General features: G+C 70.8%; 13 protein-coding genes and 1 pseudogene. 4 read left to right on the top strand and 10 right to left on the bottom strand.

The genetic code is table 11. The features are described from left to right. Positions 1 to 234: 234 nt before the first annotated feature. From M3T53_RS01625 to M3T53_RS01615, 3 genes are read left to right on the top strand one after another with little or no spacing between them, the layout of a single operon-like run. Positions 235 to 1,161 (top strand): ABC transporter permease, encoded by a 927-nt coding sequence (locus M3T53_RS01625; RefSeq protein ID WP_272432691.1) that lies wholly within the window; start codon positions 235 to 237, stop codon positions 1,159 to 1,161. Beyond that, a complete protein-coding gene (locus M3T53_RS01620; protein WP_272432690.1) occupies positions 1,154 to 2,122 on the top strand; it encodes an ABC transporter permease in 969 nt (322 codons plus the stop codon). The genes M3T53_RS01625 and M3T53_RS01620 overlap by 8 nt, the downstream gene beginning before the upstream one ends. A 50-nt stretch (positions 2,123 to 2,172) precedes the next feature. After that, on the top strand, positions 2,173 to 4,101 hold the full coding sequence (locus M3T53_RS01615; RefSeq protein ID WP_272432871.1) for a dipeptide ABC transporter ATP-binding protein: 1,929 nt from the start codon (positions 2,173 to 2,175) through the stop codon (positions 4,099 to 4,101). Positions 4,102 to 4,698: 597 nt separating this feature from the next. Here M3T53_RS01615 and M3T53_RS01610 read toward each other — a convergent pair. From M3T53_RS01610 to M3T53_RS01585, 6 genes and pseudogenes are all read right to left on the bottom strand, one after another. After that, complete coding sequence (locus M3T53_RS01610) at positions 4,699 to 5,661, bottom strand: ABC transporter substrate-binding protein (protein ID WP_272432689.1); 963 nt, start codon at positions 5,659 to 5,661, stop codon at positions 4,699 to 4,701. Continuing rightward, the gene (locus M3T53_RS01605) at positions 5,658 to 6,347 is read right to left on the bottom strand and encodes an ABC transporter permease (RefSeq protein WP_272432688.1); all 690 of its coding nucleotides are present in this window, start codon (positions 6,345 to 6,347) and stop codon (positions 5,658 to 5,660) included. Before M3T53_RS01605 ends, M3T53_RS01610 begins: the two co-directional genes overlap by 4 nt. A gap of 227 nt (positions 6,348 to 6,574) precedes the next feature. Then, positions 6,575 to 7,207, bottom strand: a pseudogene (locus M3T53_RS01600) (ABC transporter permease); the annotation flags it as partial. After that, on the bottom strand, positions 7,204 to 8,058 hold the full coding sequence (locus tag M3T53_RS01595; RefSeq protein WP_272432687.1) for an ABC transporter ATP-binding protein: 855 nt from the start codon (positions 8,056 to 8,058) through the stop codon (positions 7,204 to 7,206). The pseudogene M3T53_RS01600 and the gene M3T53_RS01595, both read right to left, overlap by 4 nt. After that, positions 8,055 to 8,357, bottom strand: coding sequence for a hypothetical protein (locus M3T53_RS01590; RefSeq protein WP_272432686.1), 303 nt, complete (start codon positions 8,355 to 8,357; stop codon positions 8,055 to 8,057). Before M3T53_RS01590 ends, M3T53_RS01595 begins: the two co-directional genes overlap by 4 nt. Further along, entirely contained in the window at positions 8,354 to 8,866 is a 513-nt protein-coding gene (locus M3T53_RS01585; protein ID WP_272432685.1) for a MarR family winged helix-turn-helix transcriptional regulator, read from the bottom strand. Before M3T53_RS01585 ends, M3T53_RS01590 begins: the two co-directional genes overlap by 4 nt. A gap of 538 nt (positions 8,867 to 9,404) precedes the next feature. Here M3T53_RS01585 and M3T53_RS01580 point away from each other — a divergent pair. Next, entirely contained in the window at positions 9,405 to 11,327 is a 1,923-nt protein-coding gene (locus M3T53_RS01580) for a hypothetical protein (RefSeq protein ID WP_272432684.1), read from the top strand. Positions 11,328 to 11,406: 79 nt separating this feature from the next. Here the strand turns inward: M3T53_RS01580 and M3T53_RS01575 are convergent, their stop codons facing one another. The 4 genes from M3T53_RS01575 to tdh form a co-directional block, all read right to left on the bottom strand. Then, positions 11,407 to 12,027 (bottom strand): superoxide dismutase, encoded by a 621-nt coding sequence (locus M3T53_RS01575; protein ID WP_272432683.1) that lies wholly within the window; start codon positions 12,025 to 12,027, stop codon positions 11,407 to 11,409. A gap of 447 nt (positions 12,028 to 12,474) precedes the next feature. Next, the gene (locus M3T53_RS01570; RefSeq protein WP_272432682.1) at positions 12,475 to 13,461 is read right to left on the bottom strand and encodes a DUF808 domain-containing protein; all 987 of its coding nucleotides are present in this window, start codon (positions 13,459 to 13,461) and stop codon (positions 12,475 to 12,477) included. 266 nt (positions 13,462 to 13,727) lie between these two features. After that, the gene (locus M3T53_RS01565; protein WP_272432681.1) at positions 13,728 to 14,927 is read right to left on the bottom strand and encodes a glycine C-acetyltransferase; all 1,200 of its coding nucleotides are present in this window, start codon (positions 14,925 to 14,927) and stop codon (positions 13,728 to 13,730) included. Between the two features lie 397 nt (positions 14,928 to 15,324). Next, entirely contained in the window at positions 15,325 to 16,383 is a 1,059-nt protein-coding gene (gene tdh, locus M3T53_RS01560) for an L-threonine 3-dehydrogenase (protein WP_272432680.1), read from the bottom strand. Positions 16,384 to 16,411: the final 28 nt, after the last annotated feature.

The raw sequence follows: 16,411 nt of genomic DNA, 5'->3' as shown, positions 1-16,411 counted from the left end.
TCCGGGGCCTGTCGCGCCCGCGCTGGTTCCGAGGAATCACCGGCTCCCCATCGCTCCGCGCGCCGCTGTGAGCGTTCGCCTCGTTCCGCGGAGCGGATCATCCCCCGTTTGCCGATCGTTTACCCTATGATGCCCAGAGTGCGCGCAGGCCCCGCCTCGCGCGCACCGCCGGACCCGAGGGCCCGGGCGCCCCACTGCGCGGCACCCAGCCGCGCCACTATCGAAGGACTGTCCATGCTGCGCTACATCGGACGGCGGCTCCTCCAGACCATCCCGGTCTTCTTCGGAGCGACGTTCCTGATCTTCGCAATGGTCTACCTGATGCCAGGTGACCCCGTCCAAGCCCTCGGCGGCGACCGCGGACTCACCGAGGCCGCCGAGGCCAAGATCAGGGCCGCATACAACCTGGACAAGCCCTTCTGGATGCAGTACCTCCTCTACCTCAAGGGCGTCGTCACCCTCGACTTCGGCGAGACCTTCTCCGGCCAGCCCGTCTCCTCGGTCATGGCCCACGCCTTCCCCATCACCATCAAACTCGCCCTCTACGCGCTGACCATCGAAGCCGTCCTCGGCATCATCCTCGGCGTCATCGCCGGCATGAGGCGCGGCAAGGTCTTCGACTCGACGATCCTCGTCATGTCGCTCATCCTCATCTCCGTCCCGACCTTCGTCCTCGGCTTCGTCTTCCAATTCCTCCTCGGCGTCAAATGGGGGATCTTCCCCACCACCGTCGGCGTCAACGTCTCCCTCGAATCCCTGACGATGCCCGCCATCGTCCTCGGCGGCGTCTCCCTCGCCTACGTCATCCGACTGACCCGCCAGTCCATCTCCGAGAACGTCTCCGCCGACTACGTCCGCACCGCCCGCGCCAAGGGCCTGCCCGGCGGACAGGTGATGACCCGCCACATCCTGCGCAACTCCCTGATCCCCGTCGCCACCTTCCTCGGCGGCGACCTCGGCGCCCTCATGGGCGGCGCCATCATCACCGAGGGCATCTTCAACATCTCCGGCGTCGGCGGCACCCTATGGCAGGCGATCATCAAGGGCGAGCCCGCCACCGTCGTCTCCGTGACGACCGTCCTCGTCCTCGTCTACATCTTCGCCAACCTGATCGTCGACCTGCTGTACGCCGTGCTCGACCCGAGGATCCGCTATGAGTGAGTTCATCCCCTCCGCCGCCATCGCCCGCACGCGCGCCGGCCAGGACCACTACGTCTCCGACATCGACGAGACCGGCCTGGGCGCCGTCGACGCGGTCGCCGACGACTCCGCCCCCTCCTCCATGTGGGGCGAGGCGTGGAAGAACCTGCGCCGCCGACCGATCTTCTGGATCGCCGCCGTCATCATCGGCCTGGCCCTCGCCCTGGCCGCCTTCCCCTGGCTCTTCACCAGCCAGGACCCGCGCTTCTGCGAGCTGTCCAACTCGATGGCGGCCCCCGGCGACGGCCACCCCTTCGGCTTCAACCGCCAGGGCTGCGACATCTACGCGCGCGTCGTCTACGGCGCCCGCGCCTCCGTCACCGTCGGCGTCGTCACGACCATCCTCGTCGTCCTCATCGGCGGGACCATCGGGGCCCTGGCCGGCTACTTCGGCGGATGGTTCGACTCCCTCCTGTCGCGCATCACCGACATCTTCTTCGCCATTCCCCTGCTGCTCGCCGCCATCGTCTTCATGCAGATGTTCAAGGACAACCGCAACGTGTGGATGGTGATCCTCGTCCTGTCGACCTTCGGCTGGACCCAGATCGCCCGCATCACCCGCGGCGCCGTCATGAGCGCCAAGAACGAGGAGTTCGTCACCGCGGCCCGAGCGACCGGCGCCTCCAAGGCCCGGATCCTCATGAGCCACATCATCCCGAACTCGATGGCCCCGATCATCGTCTACGCGACCGTCGCCCTGGGCACCTTCATCGTCTCCGAGGCGTCCCTGTCGTTCATGGGCATCGGCCTGCCCCCCTCGGTCGTGTCATGGGGCGCGGACATCTCCGCCGCCCAGGCCTCCCTGCGCACCAACCCCATGGTGCTCTTCTACCCGGCCCTGGCCCTGGCCCTGACCGTCCTCAGCTTCATCATGATGGGCGACGCCGTGCGCGACGCCCTCGACCCGAAGGCGCGCAAGTGAGAGAACCGACCGAGCACCCCGTGACCCCCACCGAACTCGACGACGCCGCGATCGCGCCCGACGAACAGGCCGACACCCCTGCCGCGCCCACCGACGCCGAACTCGAGGACGCCGTCACCCGCGCCGTCCTCGCCGGCGCCGATCCCGCCCCGGCCGCCAGCGCCGACCTCCACCCCGACGACCAGAACCCCCTCCTGAAGATCACCGACCTCGAAGTGACCTTCACGACCTCCACCGGCGTCGTCCCCGCCGTGCGCGGCGCCAACCTGACGATCTACCCCGGCCAGACCGTCGCCATCGTCGGCGAATCCGGATCCGGCAAGTCGACGACCGCCGCCGCCGTCATCGGCCTGCTGCCCGGCACCGGCGCCGTCGCCGGCGGCACCATCGAATTCGACGGCCAGGACATCACCCACCTGTCCACCAAGGACTGGGTCTCCCTGCGCGGCTCCGGCATCGGCCTCGTCCCCCAGGACCCGATGTCCAACCTCAACCCCGTGCTCCGCATCGGCACCCAGGTCAAGGAGGCCCTCAAGGCCAACAACGTCGTCCCCAACTCCGAGGTCGGCGCCCGAGTCGCTCAGCTCCTCGAAGAGGCCGGGCTGCCCGACGCCGAGCGCCGCGCCAAGCAGTACCCCCACGAGTTCTCCGGCGGCATGCGCCAGCGCGTCCTCATCGCCATCGGCCTGGCCGCCCGCCCCAAGCTCCTCATCGCGGACGAGCCGACCTCCGCCCTCGACGTCACCGTCCAACGGCGGATCCTCGACCACCTCGGGTCCCTCACCCGCGACCTGGGCACCGCCGTCCTCTTCATCACCCACGACCTCGGGCTCGCCGCCGAGCGCGCCGAGCAGCTCGTCGTCATGCACCGGGGCCGCATCGTCGAATCAGGCCCCGCCCTGGAGATCCTCCAGCACCCCCAGCACCCCTACACGAAGCGCCTCGTGTCCGCCGCGCCGTCACTGGCCTCGGCCCGCATCGAGTCCGCGCACGCCCGCGGCATCCGGGTCACCGACGAGGAGCTCACCGGCTCCGGCAAGGGCGCCACCGCCACCGACGAGATCGTCCGCGTCGAGCACCTCACCAAGGAGTTCGACATCCGCGGAGCCAAGGGCGGGGCCAAGACCTTCCGCGCCGTCGACGACGTGACCTTCGGGCTGCGCCGGGGAACCACCCTCGCCGTCGTCGGCGAGTCCGGGTCCGGCAAGTCGACCGCCGCCAACATGATCCTCCAGCTCCTCGAGCCGACCTCCGGCACCGTCTTCTTCGACGGGCGCGACACCTCGCAGATGAGCGACAAGGAGCTGTTCGCGCTGCGCCGGCGCCTCCAGGCGGTCTTCCAGAACCCCTACGGGTCCCTCGACCCGATGTACTCGATCTTCCGGATCATCGAGGAGCCCCTGCGCATCCACGGCTACGGGACCCGCGCCTACGCCGAGCAGGAGCTGGCTCGCGCCCAGGCCACGGGTCGCGAGCCCGAGGAGTGGATCACGAAGCTCCTGTCCTCGGAGTCATCGAATCTGAGTGCCGCCGAGAAGAAGGAGCTCGATCCGCGCCGCCTGCGCATCAAGCGGGTCTCTGACCTGCTCGACATGGTGGCACTGCCCCGTTCGGCGATGCGCCGCTACCCGAACGAGTTGTCCGGCGGCCAGCGTCAGCGCGTGGCGGTCGCCCGTGCGCTCGCGCTCAACCCGGAGGTCATCGTCCTCGACGAGGCGGTCTCCGCCCTCGACGTGCTCGTGCAGAACCAGATCCTCTACCTGCTCAACGACCTGCAGGCGCAACTCGGCCTGTCGTACCTGTTCATCACGCACGATCTGGCGGTCGTCCGTCAGATCGCCGATGACGTGGTCGTCATGGAGAGGGGGCGCCTCGTCGAGCAGAACACGACCGATGACCTCTTCGCGCATCCCGTCCAGGAGTACACGCGCGAGCTCATCGACGCCGTGCCGGGGCGCCAGATCCAGCTCAACCTCTGAGGCGGCGAGGGGTCCCTGCGGGTCGCTCAGTTCTCATGGCCTCCTCGGGCGGGCATTGCCCCGAGGAGGCCATGAGTGTTTGAGGCCATGGCACCCGGCATTTCCCCCGATAACGAAGGTTTCCTGCGCTATCGGGGGCTGTTTTTGCGTTATGCGGGGAAACGGCCGGGGTCGTGGGGGCGGTGTGTTGGGGGTGCTGTGCGGGGGTGGCGTGCCGGGGTGGTGCGTGGGTGGGGTGCTGTGCGGGGGCGTCGCGCAGGCGATCGGGCGACGCCCCTCCGCCCGGACCCGGTGGACGACGCGCGTTTTCGGCAGGACGAGGGAGTGGCTGAGACCCCGTCCGCCTGGACCGGGCCCCTACCGGAGCATCTCAGCCCCATGGCCTCCTCGGGCGGGCATTGCCCCGAGGAGGCCATGAGCGGTTGAGGCCGTAGCACCTGGTGTTTCCCCCGATAACGAAGGTTTCCTGCGCTATCGGGGGCTGTTTTTGCGTTATGCGGGGAAACGGCGCGGGGAATGATGTGTGGAGAGGGCGTACCGACGGGGCCCTGCTCACCCGCGCCCGGCCCGGGCGAGCAGCACCGGCGGCGAGGGGGATCAGGCCCCGGCCCCGACCAGGCCCTTCGACTCCAGCCAGCGCGCCGCGATCTGAGACGCGCTCGCGCCCTCGACCGTCGACTGCCGGTTGAGCTCGACGAGGTCGGCGGCGCCCAACGCCGCCGACACCCGGTTGAGGACCGCCGCCGCCTCGTCGTCGATCGCGTCGGAGACGACGGGGATCACCCGCGACGACAAGAACAGGGCCTGCGGATCCTCCAGGACGACGAGGTCCGGGTCGGCGAGCACGGGATCGGAGGAGTAGATGTCGACGAGTTGGACGTCCCCGTCGCGCAGGGCCTTGACCGTCAACGATCCGCCGGAGTCCTCGATCGGCGTGAACCCGACCGACACTCCGTAGGTCGAGGCCAGCCCCCGGGGACCGTACGGACGGGTCTCCAACTCCGAATTGCCGCCGAGCACGAGGCCCTCGACGCCCGCCAGGTCGCCGATCGACGTCAGGGAGTGCTCGCGGGCGAAATCCGCGGTGACGACGTAGGAGTCCTGGTCGGACGCCTCGGCCTGATCGAGGACCCGCAGCCCCTCGGGCATCGCCGAGGCCAGGGCCTCGGCGACCTCCTCGGCCCCGGTCTGCGGGGCGTCGGGCACGAGGTACTGGAGAAGATTGCCCGTGTACTCGGGGAAGACGTCGATCGCGCCCTGCTGGAGCTCGGGCATGTAGACCTCGCGCTGGCCGATGCGCAGTTGGCGATCGACCGTGTAGCCGGCGGCCTCCAGGGCCTGGGCGTAGACCTCCGCGAGGATCTCGTTCGAGTAGTAGTCCTGGGAGCCGACGACGATCGAGGGCCCGGACGAGTCCGGCGAGCCGGGGGACGCCGAGGACGCGGAGGCGTCGAGGTCGGCGGCGGAGCCGCAGGCCCCGAGGACGAGGGCGCAGGCGGCCGCCAGTGCGGCGCCGACGGGCCTCAGGGGGCGTGCGGAGGAGAGGGAGAGGACGGTCATAGGGCGTTCCTTTCGGGAGCGGGAGCCTCCGGTCGGAGGCGCCGGTCGAGACGACGCTGGCCGAGGGCCAGAGCGGCGTCGAGGACGAGGGCGAGGAGCACGACGAGGAGAGCCCCGGCGAGCATCTGCGGGTAGTCGCGGGTCTTGAGCCCGGCGTAGAGGAAGCGGCCGAGCCCCGCGTCGGCGGTGTAGGCCGCGAGGGTCGCGGTCGCGACGACCTGGAGGACCGTCGAGCGCAGCCCCGCCATGATGATCGGCGCGGCGGCGGGCAGCTCGACCCGGATGACGATCTGGGTCTCGGTCAGCCCGATGGCCCGCGCCGCGTCGACCGTCGACGGATCGGCGGAGGCGACGCCCGAGTAGGCGCCGGCGAGCATCGGGGGGATCGCGAGGACGAGGAGGGCGATGATGGGGGCGACGACGCCGATGCCGAGCCACAGCCCGGCGAGCGTGAGGACTCCGAGGGTGGGGACCGCGCGGGCCGCCCCGGTCGTCAGGGTGACGAGGCCGCCGAATCGTCGGGTGTGCCCGATGGCGACGCCGACAGGCAGGGCGACGAGGGCGGCGAGGGCGACGACCGCGCCCGTGACCCCCAGGTGCTCGACGAGGCGGCGGCCGATCCCCGCCCCGCCCGTCCAGTGGGCGGGGTCGGCGATCCATGCGAGGGCGTCGAGGAGCAGGCTCATGAGTCCGCCCCCGGTTCGGCGGCGTCGAGGGCGGGGCGCGTCAGGGGTGTTGAGGCCGTCGGGGGCGTGGAGGGGCCATCGGCGCCCCCGGCCTGACCGGCGGTTCGGGTTCCAGCGGCGCTCTCGGTTCGAGCGGCTTGTGAGATCCGGGCGGTTCCACCGGCCTGAACGGCGTCTCCGACCTGAGCGGTTCTCCTGGCCCGAGAGGCCCCTGGCCCGCCCCTGTCGCCGACGCGCGCCCACGGGGTCAGCGCCCCGCCGACGGCGACGGTCGCCGAATCGAGGACGAGGGCGAGGAGGACGGTCGCGACGAGGCCGACGACGACCTCGACCATCAGGCCCCGTTGGAACCCGTCGGTGAAGAGCAGCCCGAGGGACCGCACGCCGACGACCGCGCCGACCGTTACGAGGGACACGGTCGACACGACGACGACTCGCGCTCCCGCGACGATCACCGGCAGCGCCAAGGGCAGTTCGATGGCGACGAAGCGCCGCAGACGGCTGTAACCGGCCGCGTCGGCCGATTCGAGGACCGATGCGGGGACGGAGGCGAACGCCTCGGCGGCCTGCCTGACTAGGACCGCGACCCCGTACAGGGTCAGGACGACGACCATATTCGCCGTCGAGCGGATCGGCACGCCGACGATCAGGGGGACGACGACGAGCATCGGCAGTGAGGGGATCGCGTAGAGGACCGACAGGACGGACAGGACGGGGCCGCCGACCCTGCGGGAGCCGTGCGCCCACCGGCCCAGGGGGACGGACAGGAGCACCGAGGCGACGACGGCGGACACGGAGATCGCCAGGTGGGTCCCGGCCAGGCCCCCGATGAGCCCGAGGTTGGCGGCGAGCCACGTCATCGCCCGGCCCCCGCCTCGTCGTCGAGGTCTGCGTCGAGGTCGTCGAGGACGCCGACGGGCCTGCCGTCGCCGTCGACGACGATCCTGGCCCCTGCCGGGCCGTGGACGCGCAGGCGCCGCCGGGCCGAGTCGGCGCCGACGAAACTGGCGACGAAGTCGTCGGCGGGCGCGGACAGAATCTCCTCGGGGGAGCCGACCTGGGCGATCCGCCCGCCGGCGCGCAAGACGACGATCCTGCTGCCCAGGAGGAGGGCCTCGTCGATGTCGTGGGTGACGAACAGGATCGTCGTGCCCAGGCGGCGCTGGAGTCCGAGCAGCTCGCGCTGGAGGTCGGCGCGGACCAGGGGGTCGAGGGCTCCGAAGGGCTCGTCCATGAGGAGGAGGTCGGCCTCGTTGGCGAGGGCGCGGGCGACCCCGACCCTCTGGCGCTGCCCGCCGGAGAGCTGGGCGGGGAAGCGGCGGGCCATGGACGCGTCGAGGCCGACGAGCTCCATGAGCTCCATCGCGCGGGCCCTGGCCCGGCGCCGCGTCGCCCCGTCGAGGACGGGGACGGTCGCGATGTTGTCGGCGACGGTGCGGTGGGGGAACAGGCCCCCGTCCTGGAGGACGTAGCCGATGGAGCGGCGCAGGCGCACGGGGTCCTGGTCGGCGACGTCGACGCCGCGCACGAGGACGCGGCCCGAGGTCGGCGCGATCATCCGGTTGACCATCCGCATGAGGGTGGTCTTGCCGGAGCCGGACGACCCGAGGAGCACGGTGGTCCGGCCGGCGGGCGCGTGGAGGGTGACGTCGTCGACCGCCGGCTCGTCGGATCCGGGGTAGGTCTTGGAGACGCGTTCGAAGTCGATCATCGGAGGCTCCCGTCCTCGTCCGCGTCGCCGTGGAGGACGCGGATCATCTGCTCGGCGCCGGCCCCGCCCTCGTTCATCGTCCGGTGGGCGTCGACGACGCCGGACAGACTGTGCCGCACGAGGGCGCGGGGGGCGCGGATGCGGCAGTCGGCGATGGCGTCGGGGTGTCCCTGGGGGATGTCGGCGCTGAGGCCGGAGGCGTCGCCCGAGTAGGCGGTCAGGCGCCCACCGGTGGGGACGGTTCGGGTGCGGAGGATCTCCGGTCCCTCGAATTCGTGGAGGACGACGGCGCGCATCATCGGGTCATCGCCCGGCCTCGGCCGCGGATCGGGCTCGTGGGGGCGGGGGCGAGGGGCGGGGGGATCGAGGAGTCCGCGGCGTCGGCGAGTCGGGCGAGAAGGGGGGTGAGGGAGTCGATCTCGTCGGCGGTGAATGGGGCGAGGAGGTCGGTCAGGGCGCGGGCGACGACTGCGGAGGAGACGGCGAGGCGGTGGCGGCCCGCGTCGGTGAGGGTCAGGAGGGTGGCGCGGCGGTCGGCGGGGTCGTGGTGGCGGTCGACGAGGCCGTCGGTTTCAAGGCGGTCGACGAGGCGCGAGGCGGCGCCGATGGTGATGTGCTGGATGCGGGCGATGTCGCGGATGCGGGGGTCGGCGGGGTGGTCGGCGATGGCTCGCATGGTGAGGTAGCGGCCGAGGGTGGCGGCATCGGGTGTGTCCCATAATTCGCGTTCGAGGCGGTTCCATACGGAGATCTCGGCGTGGATGAGGGCGTCGAGGAGGCCGATCGCGCGACTCGAGGATGCTCTCATGCCAATGGATATTGACATATCAAGTATTGGTGCGTCGTCGGATGTGCGCGATCTCCCACTGCGGGATGCGTCCGGATGCGTCGCTGGTGGCGGGATGCGTTCCGGGCGCCGCCCGGGTCCGGTCGCCTCGGCGTTGCGGGGGGCGAGCGCGTGGCGTCCGTCGGCGGTGCGATGCGTCCCGGATCCCGGATCCCGGATGCCGGATCACGGGCTTCGGACTCTGGATGCCGGACGCGGTGGCGGCGCGGCAGTCGTGCCGGCCGGTGCCCGCCGGGCACGGGCCCGTTCGCCGCCGGATCGGGGTGACGACGCAGGCGCGACCGCGGTGGCGGGGCGATCTGCGGCGCGGGGACAACGCGCAAGGGGCGCGACCGCGGAAAGGCTCGGGGTGAATCGGACAGGGGCCGGCGCGCGGCGGATCGTCGCAGGTCGGCCCGGACGTTGATCCGTCGTGGGCGCGTCCCGTAATGTATTCATTTACTGAGGTGAGGCTCACCTCAATTAATTAAAGCAGTTGATTGCTCAGGAGTTGATACCGATGCCCCTCGCCCGATCGCGCCTCGCGACAGCGGCCCTCGCCCTTGCCCTCCTCGTCCCGGTCGGTGTCGCCGCCCCTGCGATCGGCACCCTGCCGGGTGCGTCGACCGTCGCCGCGGGGGCCCATGACTTCGCGTTCGTCAAGGCCCATGCGCAGGCGCAGAAGGCCGAGGGAGAGGACGGGCACGTCGCCGACATCTACGTATCGACGATCAGCACCGATTCAATGGGCCTGCGCACCGTCATGGTCTACGGGCAGTTCCGCCTGCCCACCGACTCGTCCGAAATCAAAGTCGAGACCATCGATTCGACCGACTACCTGCCCCGCGAGAACAGCGCCAACGTCCTGACCCACAACGGGGCGATCACAACCCCGCTCATCTGGTCGACCGAGGACCCCGCCACCGACAAGTGGTCGCGGCGCCTCTTCCAGATCGCCGACCCCATCACGGTGCGCCGCGGCGAGAAGGCCCTGAGCATCACCCTCGAGGGCAAGACGACCGAACTGACGATTCCCGCGGAGGCCGCCACCCTCAACACCGATGACCTCGCCCAGGCCATCACCGAGCACGCCGCCACCTACGAGCACAACATCAGCGCGGGCATGAAGATCTGCAAGGACACGGTCGACGCCTACCTCGCGCAGGACGCGGCCGCCCGCGCACTCCTCGCCCGTGCGACCGGCGGCGGAGCCGACGCCCCCTCCCAGGCGGACGTGGAGAACGCCCGCAAGGCCCTCAACGAGGCCTTCGGCGGCCTCGCCCCCGAGCCCTACGACCGCGCCCCCCTCGCCGCCGCCGTCGCCGAGGCGAACTCCCTCCTCGACGCCAACGGCGCCGACGGCATGCGGCTGACCCCGGCCAGCCGCGACGCGATCGTCTCCGCACTGGGCGTCGGCGCCGACCTGCTCTCGCGCGAAGACCCCGCTCACATCGCCGTCTCCGCCCACGGAGACCCCCTGCCGACCCACCGCGACTTCGACACGGCCCTCGCCGCGCTGCGCGCCGCCCTCGACGCCAAGGCCTACGAGAAACACACCGCCGCGAGTACCGCCCCCCTCACGGCCGCCCTCGACCGCGCCATCCGCCGCGTGCCTGCCGCCGGCAAGGGATTCGAGGCCACCGGCCGCAACGCCCTCATGGACGCCATCGACGACGCCCGGAAGCTGCTCGACGATGCCGCGTACGCGACCGACGAGTCCATCGCCGCCATGGTGCGCCGTCTCGACGACGCCCTCGCGGGCCTCGTCGAGACCGACCTGGCCGACGCCGCGGCGTTCGTCATCACCGTCCGCTACCAGCGCCCGATGACGACCGCCCCCACCGCGATGATCCACGAGTACTTCACCGGCCCCGACTCCGCCCCCATCGAGGAGGCCATCGCGGTCCGCGAGGGCCAGGAGATCCGCCTGCGGCTCGACGACCCGATCATCAAGACGTTCCCCGGCTACCGGCCCGTGAGCTTCCACTACAACTCCGACGACTCGACCCTGCGATTCGTCCGAGTCCTCACCGATTCGACCGGGGCGTCCGTCATCGCCCTGCGGGCGACGACCGCCAATCCCGAGGCCGGAGCCTCCCTCGACATCCGCTACGCGCCCGGTGACGCGGACGCTCACCCGGACCCCGAGGCTCCCGCGGCGCCGACCGATCCGGTCAAGCCGGAGGGCCCGGTTAAGCCCGAGGCGCCCGCGAAGCCCGCTGATCCGGCCGCGCCGAAGGCGCCGACAGCACCCGCCGACCCGGCCGCCCAAGGGGCCGCCCCCGCCCGGACCGACGCCTCCCCGGCCCCCGCTGCGCGCCCGGCCAAGACCCTGGCCTCGACCGGAGCGCACGCCCAGACGGTCGTCGGACTGAGCGCGGTCGTCGCTCTGGCCGGCATCGGCCTGTCCGGCATCGGCCTGGCGAAGCGCCGCCGCTCCTGACGGGCAGCACGGGACGAAACGCCGGGGCCCGGGACCGCGTCGACGACGCGATCCCGGGCCCCGGTTCAGTCCGACGAGGTCAGGCGACCAGACCCGAGTACCGGGTCCGGGCCCGCTCGAAGCGCTCGGCGACGTTCTCCCAGTCGACGACGTTCCACCACGCCTTGACGTAGTCGGCCTTGACGTTCTGATAATCGAGGTAGAAGGCGTGCTCCCACATGTCGATGAGCAGCAGCGGGACCGTCGCCACGGGGAGGTTCCCCTGATGGTCGGTGACCTGGAAGGTCACGAGGCGCTCGGACAGGGTGTCCCACGCCAGGACGGCCCACCCCGACCCCTGCAGGCCCGTCGCGGCGGCCGTGAACTGCCCCTGGAACTTCTCGAAGGATCCGAAGAACTCGTCGATCGCGGAGGCGACCTCGCCGGTGGGCTCGCCGCCCGCATCGGGGGCCATGTTCGTCCAGAAGATCGAGTGGTTCGTGTGCCCGCCGAGGTTGAACGCCAGGTTCTTCTCGTAGAGGTTGATCGCCGCGAAATCACCGGAATCCCGGGCGGCCTCGAGCTTCTCCAGCGCGGTGTTCGCGCCGGCGACGTAGGCCGCGTGGTGCTTGTCGTGATGCAGCTCCATGATGCGCCCCGAGATGTGGGGCTCCAGAGCGGCGTAGTCGTAGGGCAGGTCGGGAAGCGTGTAAACGGTCATGGCGTCTCCTCGTCGTGGGTGCGGTATCAACGCCCGTTCGGGCACACTGCCAGGGTACAGGCCCTAGGTCCCATCCGCTCGGGCGAGGACGCCGGGCCGACGAGAAGGGGCGCTCACGACCCGCCAGATTCTCCTCGATCCACGTCAGGAGCAGCGAATGCCATGCGTGCAGATGAACCACGACGTCGCGAACATTCCTGTCCCGCGTCCAGTGGGCTTCCCCCTATTGGCGACATCGAAGGCGAAAGACGCGCTCGCCTCGTCGGAATCCATGGAATCGAGGAGGCGATCGAGGGCCTCGAAGCGCGAGGTCGCGGCGTTCAGCAGGTCGGCCTTGTTCGTCGGTCGTGCCAATGCGGCCTCCTCGAGGTTCCGGTATGACCGATCCGAGCCTATCGCGAGGTGCTTTCAGCGTGATGAGCACTGAAGAACGTCGCCGGGGACGCCTCAGACGCGAGGGGCGGGAGCCTCCTGCTCGGCCCGCGTCTGCGAGGTTTTCGCCGCGGCCAGAAGCCGCCGCGCACCGAGATAGGCGAACGCCGCCACCGACCCGAGCAGCAGGCCGAAGACACCCGACAGAACCGTCTCGACGATCCACTGGACCGCCGAGCCCGCGTCGGCGACCGCCTCGACCGCGAGTTCGACCACGTGGTGCAGCGGCTCGAAACCGAGGCTCGCCAGAGCCGTGATGACGATGTGCCCGCCGACCCACAGCATCGCGACCGTGCCCACGACGCCGATCGCGATGAACACCTTCGGCATGGTCGAAACGATCCCCGCGCCGAGCGCGGCGACGGCGCCCTTCTTCTTCGCCAGGTGCGCGCCGATATCGTCCATCTTCACGAGGATCGCGACGAGGCCGTAGACGAAGAAGGTCATGAAGAACGCGACGGTGACCATGATGCCCACGCGCACGAGGTTCGAGTCCGAGTCGACGTTCGCCAAGGAGATGAGCATGATCTCCGCGGACAGGATGAGGTCCGTTCGCGTCGCCGAGGAGACCATGTTCTTCTCCGTCTCCTCGGGCGTCACGCGACCCTGCTCGTTGCCGTGGCCCTTTTCCGCGTGACTGGGGACGAGCCCGAATTTCGCGAGCACTTTCTCCGCGCCCTCGAAACACAGATAGGTGCCGCCCAGCACGAGGAGGATCGGTAAGAGCCACGGCGCCACCCACGTGAGCAGCAGGGCGGCCGGCAGGATGATCGCGAGCTTGTTGATGAGCGAGCCGCGCGCGATCTTCTTGATGATCGGCAGCTCGCGGCTCGGGTCCAGTCCGGCGACGTACTGCGGGGTCACGGCCGTGTCGTCGATGACGATGCCGACGGCTTTCGAGGAGGTCTTGACGGCGCCGGCGGCGATGTCGTCGAAGGACGCGGCGGTCATCTTCGCGAGGGTCGCGATGTCGTCGAGGAGGGCGATGAGGCCACCGGGCATGGGCGTTTCCTTCGGGGGTTGCGAGGGCGGGCTCGGTCCGGGCCGCGATTGCGGAGGTGCGGTCGAGGCACTGGCCGACGCGCGCGCCGCGGGTCCAGACCCGCGGCGCGCGAACGCTCCCATCATGCCAGGCCCACGAGCGCGGCGCCTATGCGCGCGGCCGTAGTGAGGCGCTCATTCATCCGGCGATGCGGGCCTCGTCCCTCGGCCCACGCGCATCCTCAACGTGCGCGTGGGCCGAGCCTCAGGATGCGCGTGGATCGACGTTAAGCCTGGGCGACGACCTCGTCGCGCGCCCGGATGAACGCGTCGACGCAGGCCAGGACGTCCTCGCGTGAGTGGGCCGCCGACAGCTGCACGCGGATCCGGGCCCTGCCGCGCGGGACGACGGGGAAGGAGAACGCCGTGACGTACACGCCCAGGTCGAGCATCCGCGCCGCGATCGTGCCCGCCGCGCGCGCGCCGTCCTCGCCGGGGAACATCACGGCGTGGATCGGGTGCGAGCCGGGCAGCAGCTCGAAGCCCGCCTCGGACATGAGCGAGCGGAACAGCGCCGACATGTCGGCCAGGTGCTCCCTCGCGTCGTCGGCGTCCGCCGCGATCCGCAGGGCCTCCCGCGATCCGGCGACGACGGCCGGGGCGAGGGTGTTGGAGAAGAGGTAGGGGCGGGCCCTTTGGCGCAGCATGTCGACGACCGCCCGGCCGGCTGCGACGTAGCCCCCCGAGGCCCCTCCCAGGGCCTTGCCGAGGGTGCCGGTGAGGATGTCGACCCGATCGGCGACGCCGAAGAGCTCGGGAGTGCCCCGCCCACCCGCGCCGACGAAGCCGGTGGCGTGCGAATCGTCGACCATGACGAGCGCGCGGAACTCCTCGGCGAGATCGCAGATGCCCGGTAGAGGGGCGTAGGAGCCGTCCATGGAGAACACGCCGTCGGTGACGACGACGACCTGCTCGGCCCCGGCGTCGCGGGCGGCGGTCAGTTGGGCGCGCAGGTCGTCGAGGTCGGCGTTGCGGTAGCGGTAGCGGGCGGCCTTGCACAGGCGGATGCCGTCGATGAGCGACGCGTGGTTGAGCTCGTCGGAGACGATGGCGTCGGCGGCGGTGAACAGGGCTTCGAAGATCCCGCCGTTGGCGTCGAAGCAGCTGGAGAAGAGGATCGCGTCCTCGGTGCCGAGGAAGGAGGCGATCTCGCGTTCGAGGGCGCGATGCTGGTCCTGCGTCCCGCAGATGAAGCGCACGGAGCTCATGCCGAAGCCCCACCGGTCGAGGGCGGCCTTCGCGGCCTCGGCGGGGCGGGGGTCGCCCGCCAGACCGAGGTAGTTGTTCGCGCAGAAGTTCAGGGCGGTGCCGGCACCGGTCTCGACGGCGGGGCCCTGGCGGCCGAGGATCTCGCGCTCGGACTTGTACAGGCCGGCCTCGCGGATCTCGTCGAGGGCGGCTTCGAGGGCGGGGGTCAGGGTGTCCATGGTGCTGCTCCTTCGCGCTCCGCCCCGGGGGCGGAGTCTCAGATTCCTGGGATGATGGCAGTGCTGGCGACAAGAGACCCAGGGGGCTCTTCTCGACCGTCTGGTTCGGGTGGTCAGCCTCAACTGTGTCATGCCGATGGCGGTTGGGCAGTGGCCTCGGGGCCTCGTTGCCCACTCCCCGGGGAGCGGGCAGAGTCTTCAGGTTCGGGTCGGTGCTCTCTCGATGCCGCTCCTCGATGCGGAGGTTCGCAGCGCGAGGCCCACCATCAAGGGTCGGCCGTGGCCTGCCTCGAAAACCGCGGTTCGGAAGCCGACGTGCGCCTTCGAGCCCTGCGTGCTGCGCCTCGTGAGATCGGGCTCCCCGGTTTCATCGGCGGACGGGCGGTGGCCGGGCGCATCACGCCTCCCAGTCGAGGATCACCTTCCCGGCGGTCCCGGAGGCGGCGGCCGCGAACGCCTCCTGCCACTGCTCGGGGGCGAAGCGGTGGGTGATGATCGAGCGGACCGAGTCCCGCAGGGGCTCGGAGGTCTCCATCATGTAGGTCGCGAGGTACCAGGTGTCGAACATCTCGCGCCCGTAGACGCCCTTGATGGTCAGCATCCGCGTGATGACCTTCCCCCAGTCGACGGGGAAGGCGCCCTTGGGCAGGCCGAGCAGGGCGATCGTCGCCCCGTGCGTGCAGTGCTCGATGAGCGTCGACAACCCGCCCGGGGCGCCGGACATCTCAAGCCCGGCGTCGAAGCCCTCGCGGATCCCGAGGTCGGCCATGACCTCGGGGAGGGTGCGCTCGGTGATATTGAGGGCGACGTCGGCGCCGGCCCGCTCGGCCAGGGCCAGGCGGTCGGCCTGGAGGTCGGTGACGACGACGTGGCGGGCTCCGGCGTGCTTGGCGAGGGCCACGCACATGATGCCGATGGGGCCGGCCCCGGTGACGAGGACGTCCTGACCGGTCATCTCGATCTGCTGGCACGAGTGGACGGCGTTGCCCAGCGGGTCGAAGAGGGCGCCGAGCTCGGGGTCGATGGACGAGGGCTGGGCCCACACGTTCCCGGCCGGGACGACGACGTAGTCGGCGAATCCGCCGTCGCGGTTGACGCCGATGCCGATCGTGCGGATGCACATGTGGCGCCGGCCCGCCCGGCAGTTGCGGCACCGGCCGCACACGATGTGCCCTTCGACGCTGACGCGCTGGCCGACGTGGAGCTCATCGCGGGCGAAGCCCTCGGCCACGCCCGGCCCGATCTGAGTGATCTCGCCGCAGAACTCGTGCCCGAGGGTCTGCGGGGGCGTCAGCGATCCGGGGGCGCCCCCGTCCCAGTTGAAGAGGTGGACGTCGGTGCCGCACAGTCCCGCCCGCTGGACGCGGATCTTGACCTCGCCGAATCCGGGGGTCGGCTCGGGGATCTCGCACAGGTCGAGGCCAGGGCCCGAGGTGGTCTTGCGCAGTGCCCGCATGACGGCTCCTTCGCGGTGTCGACGAGGC

The organism is Actinomyces sp. B33 (genome assembly GCF_028437565.1).
Classification (GTDB): domain Bacteria; phylum Actinomycetota; class Actinomycetes; order Actinomycetales; family Actinomycetaceae; genus Pauljensenia.
This window is presented reverse-complemented; position numbering and strand designations above follow the sequence as displayed.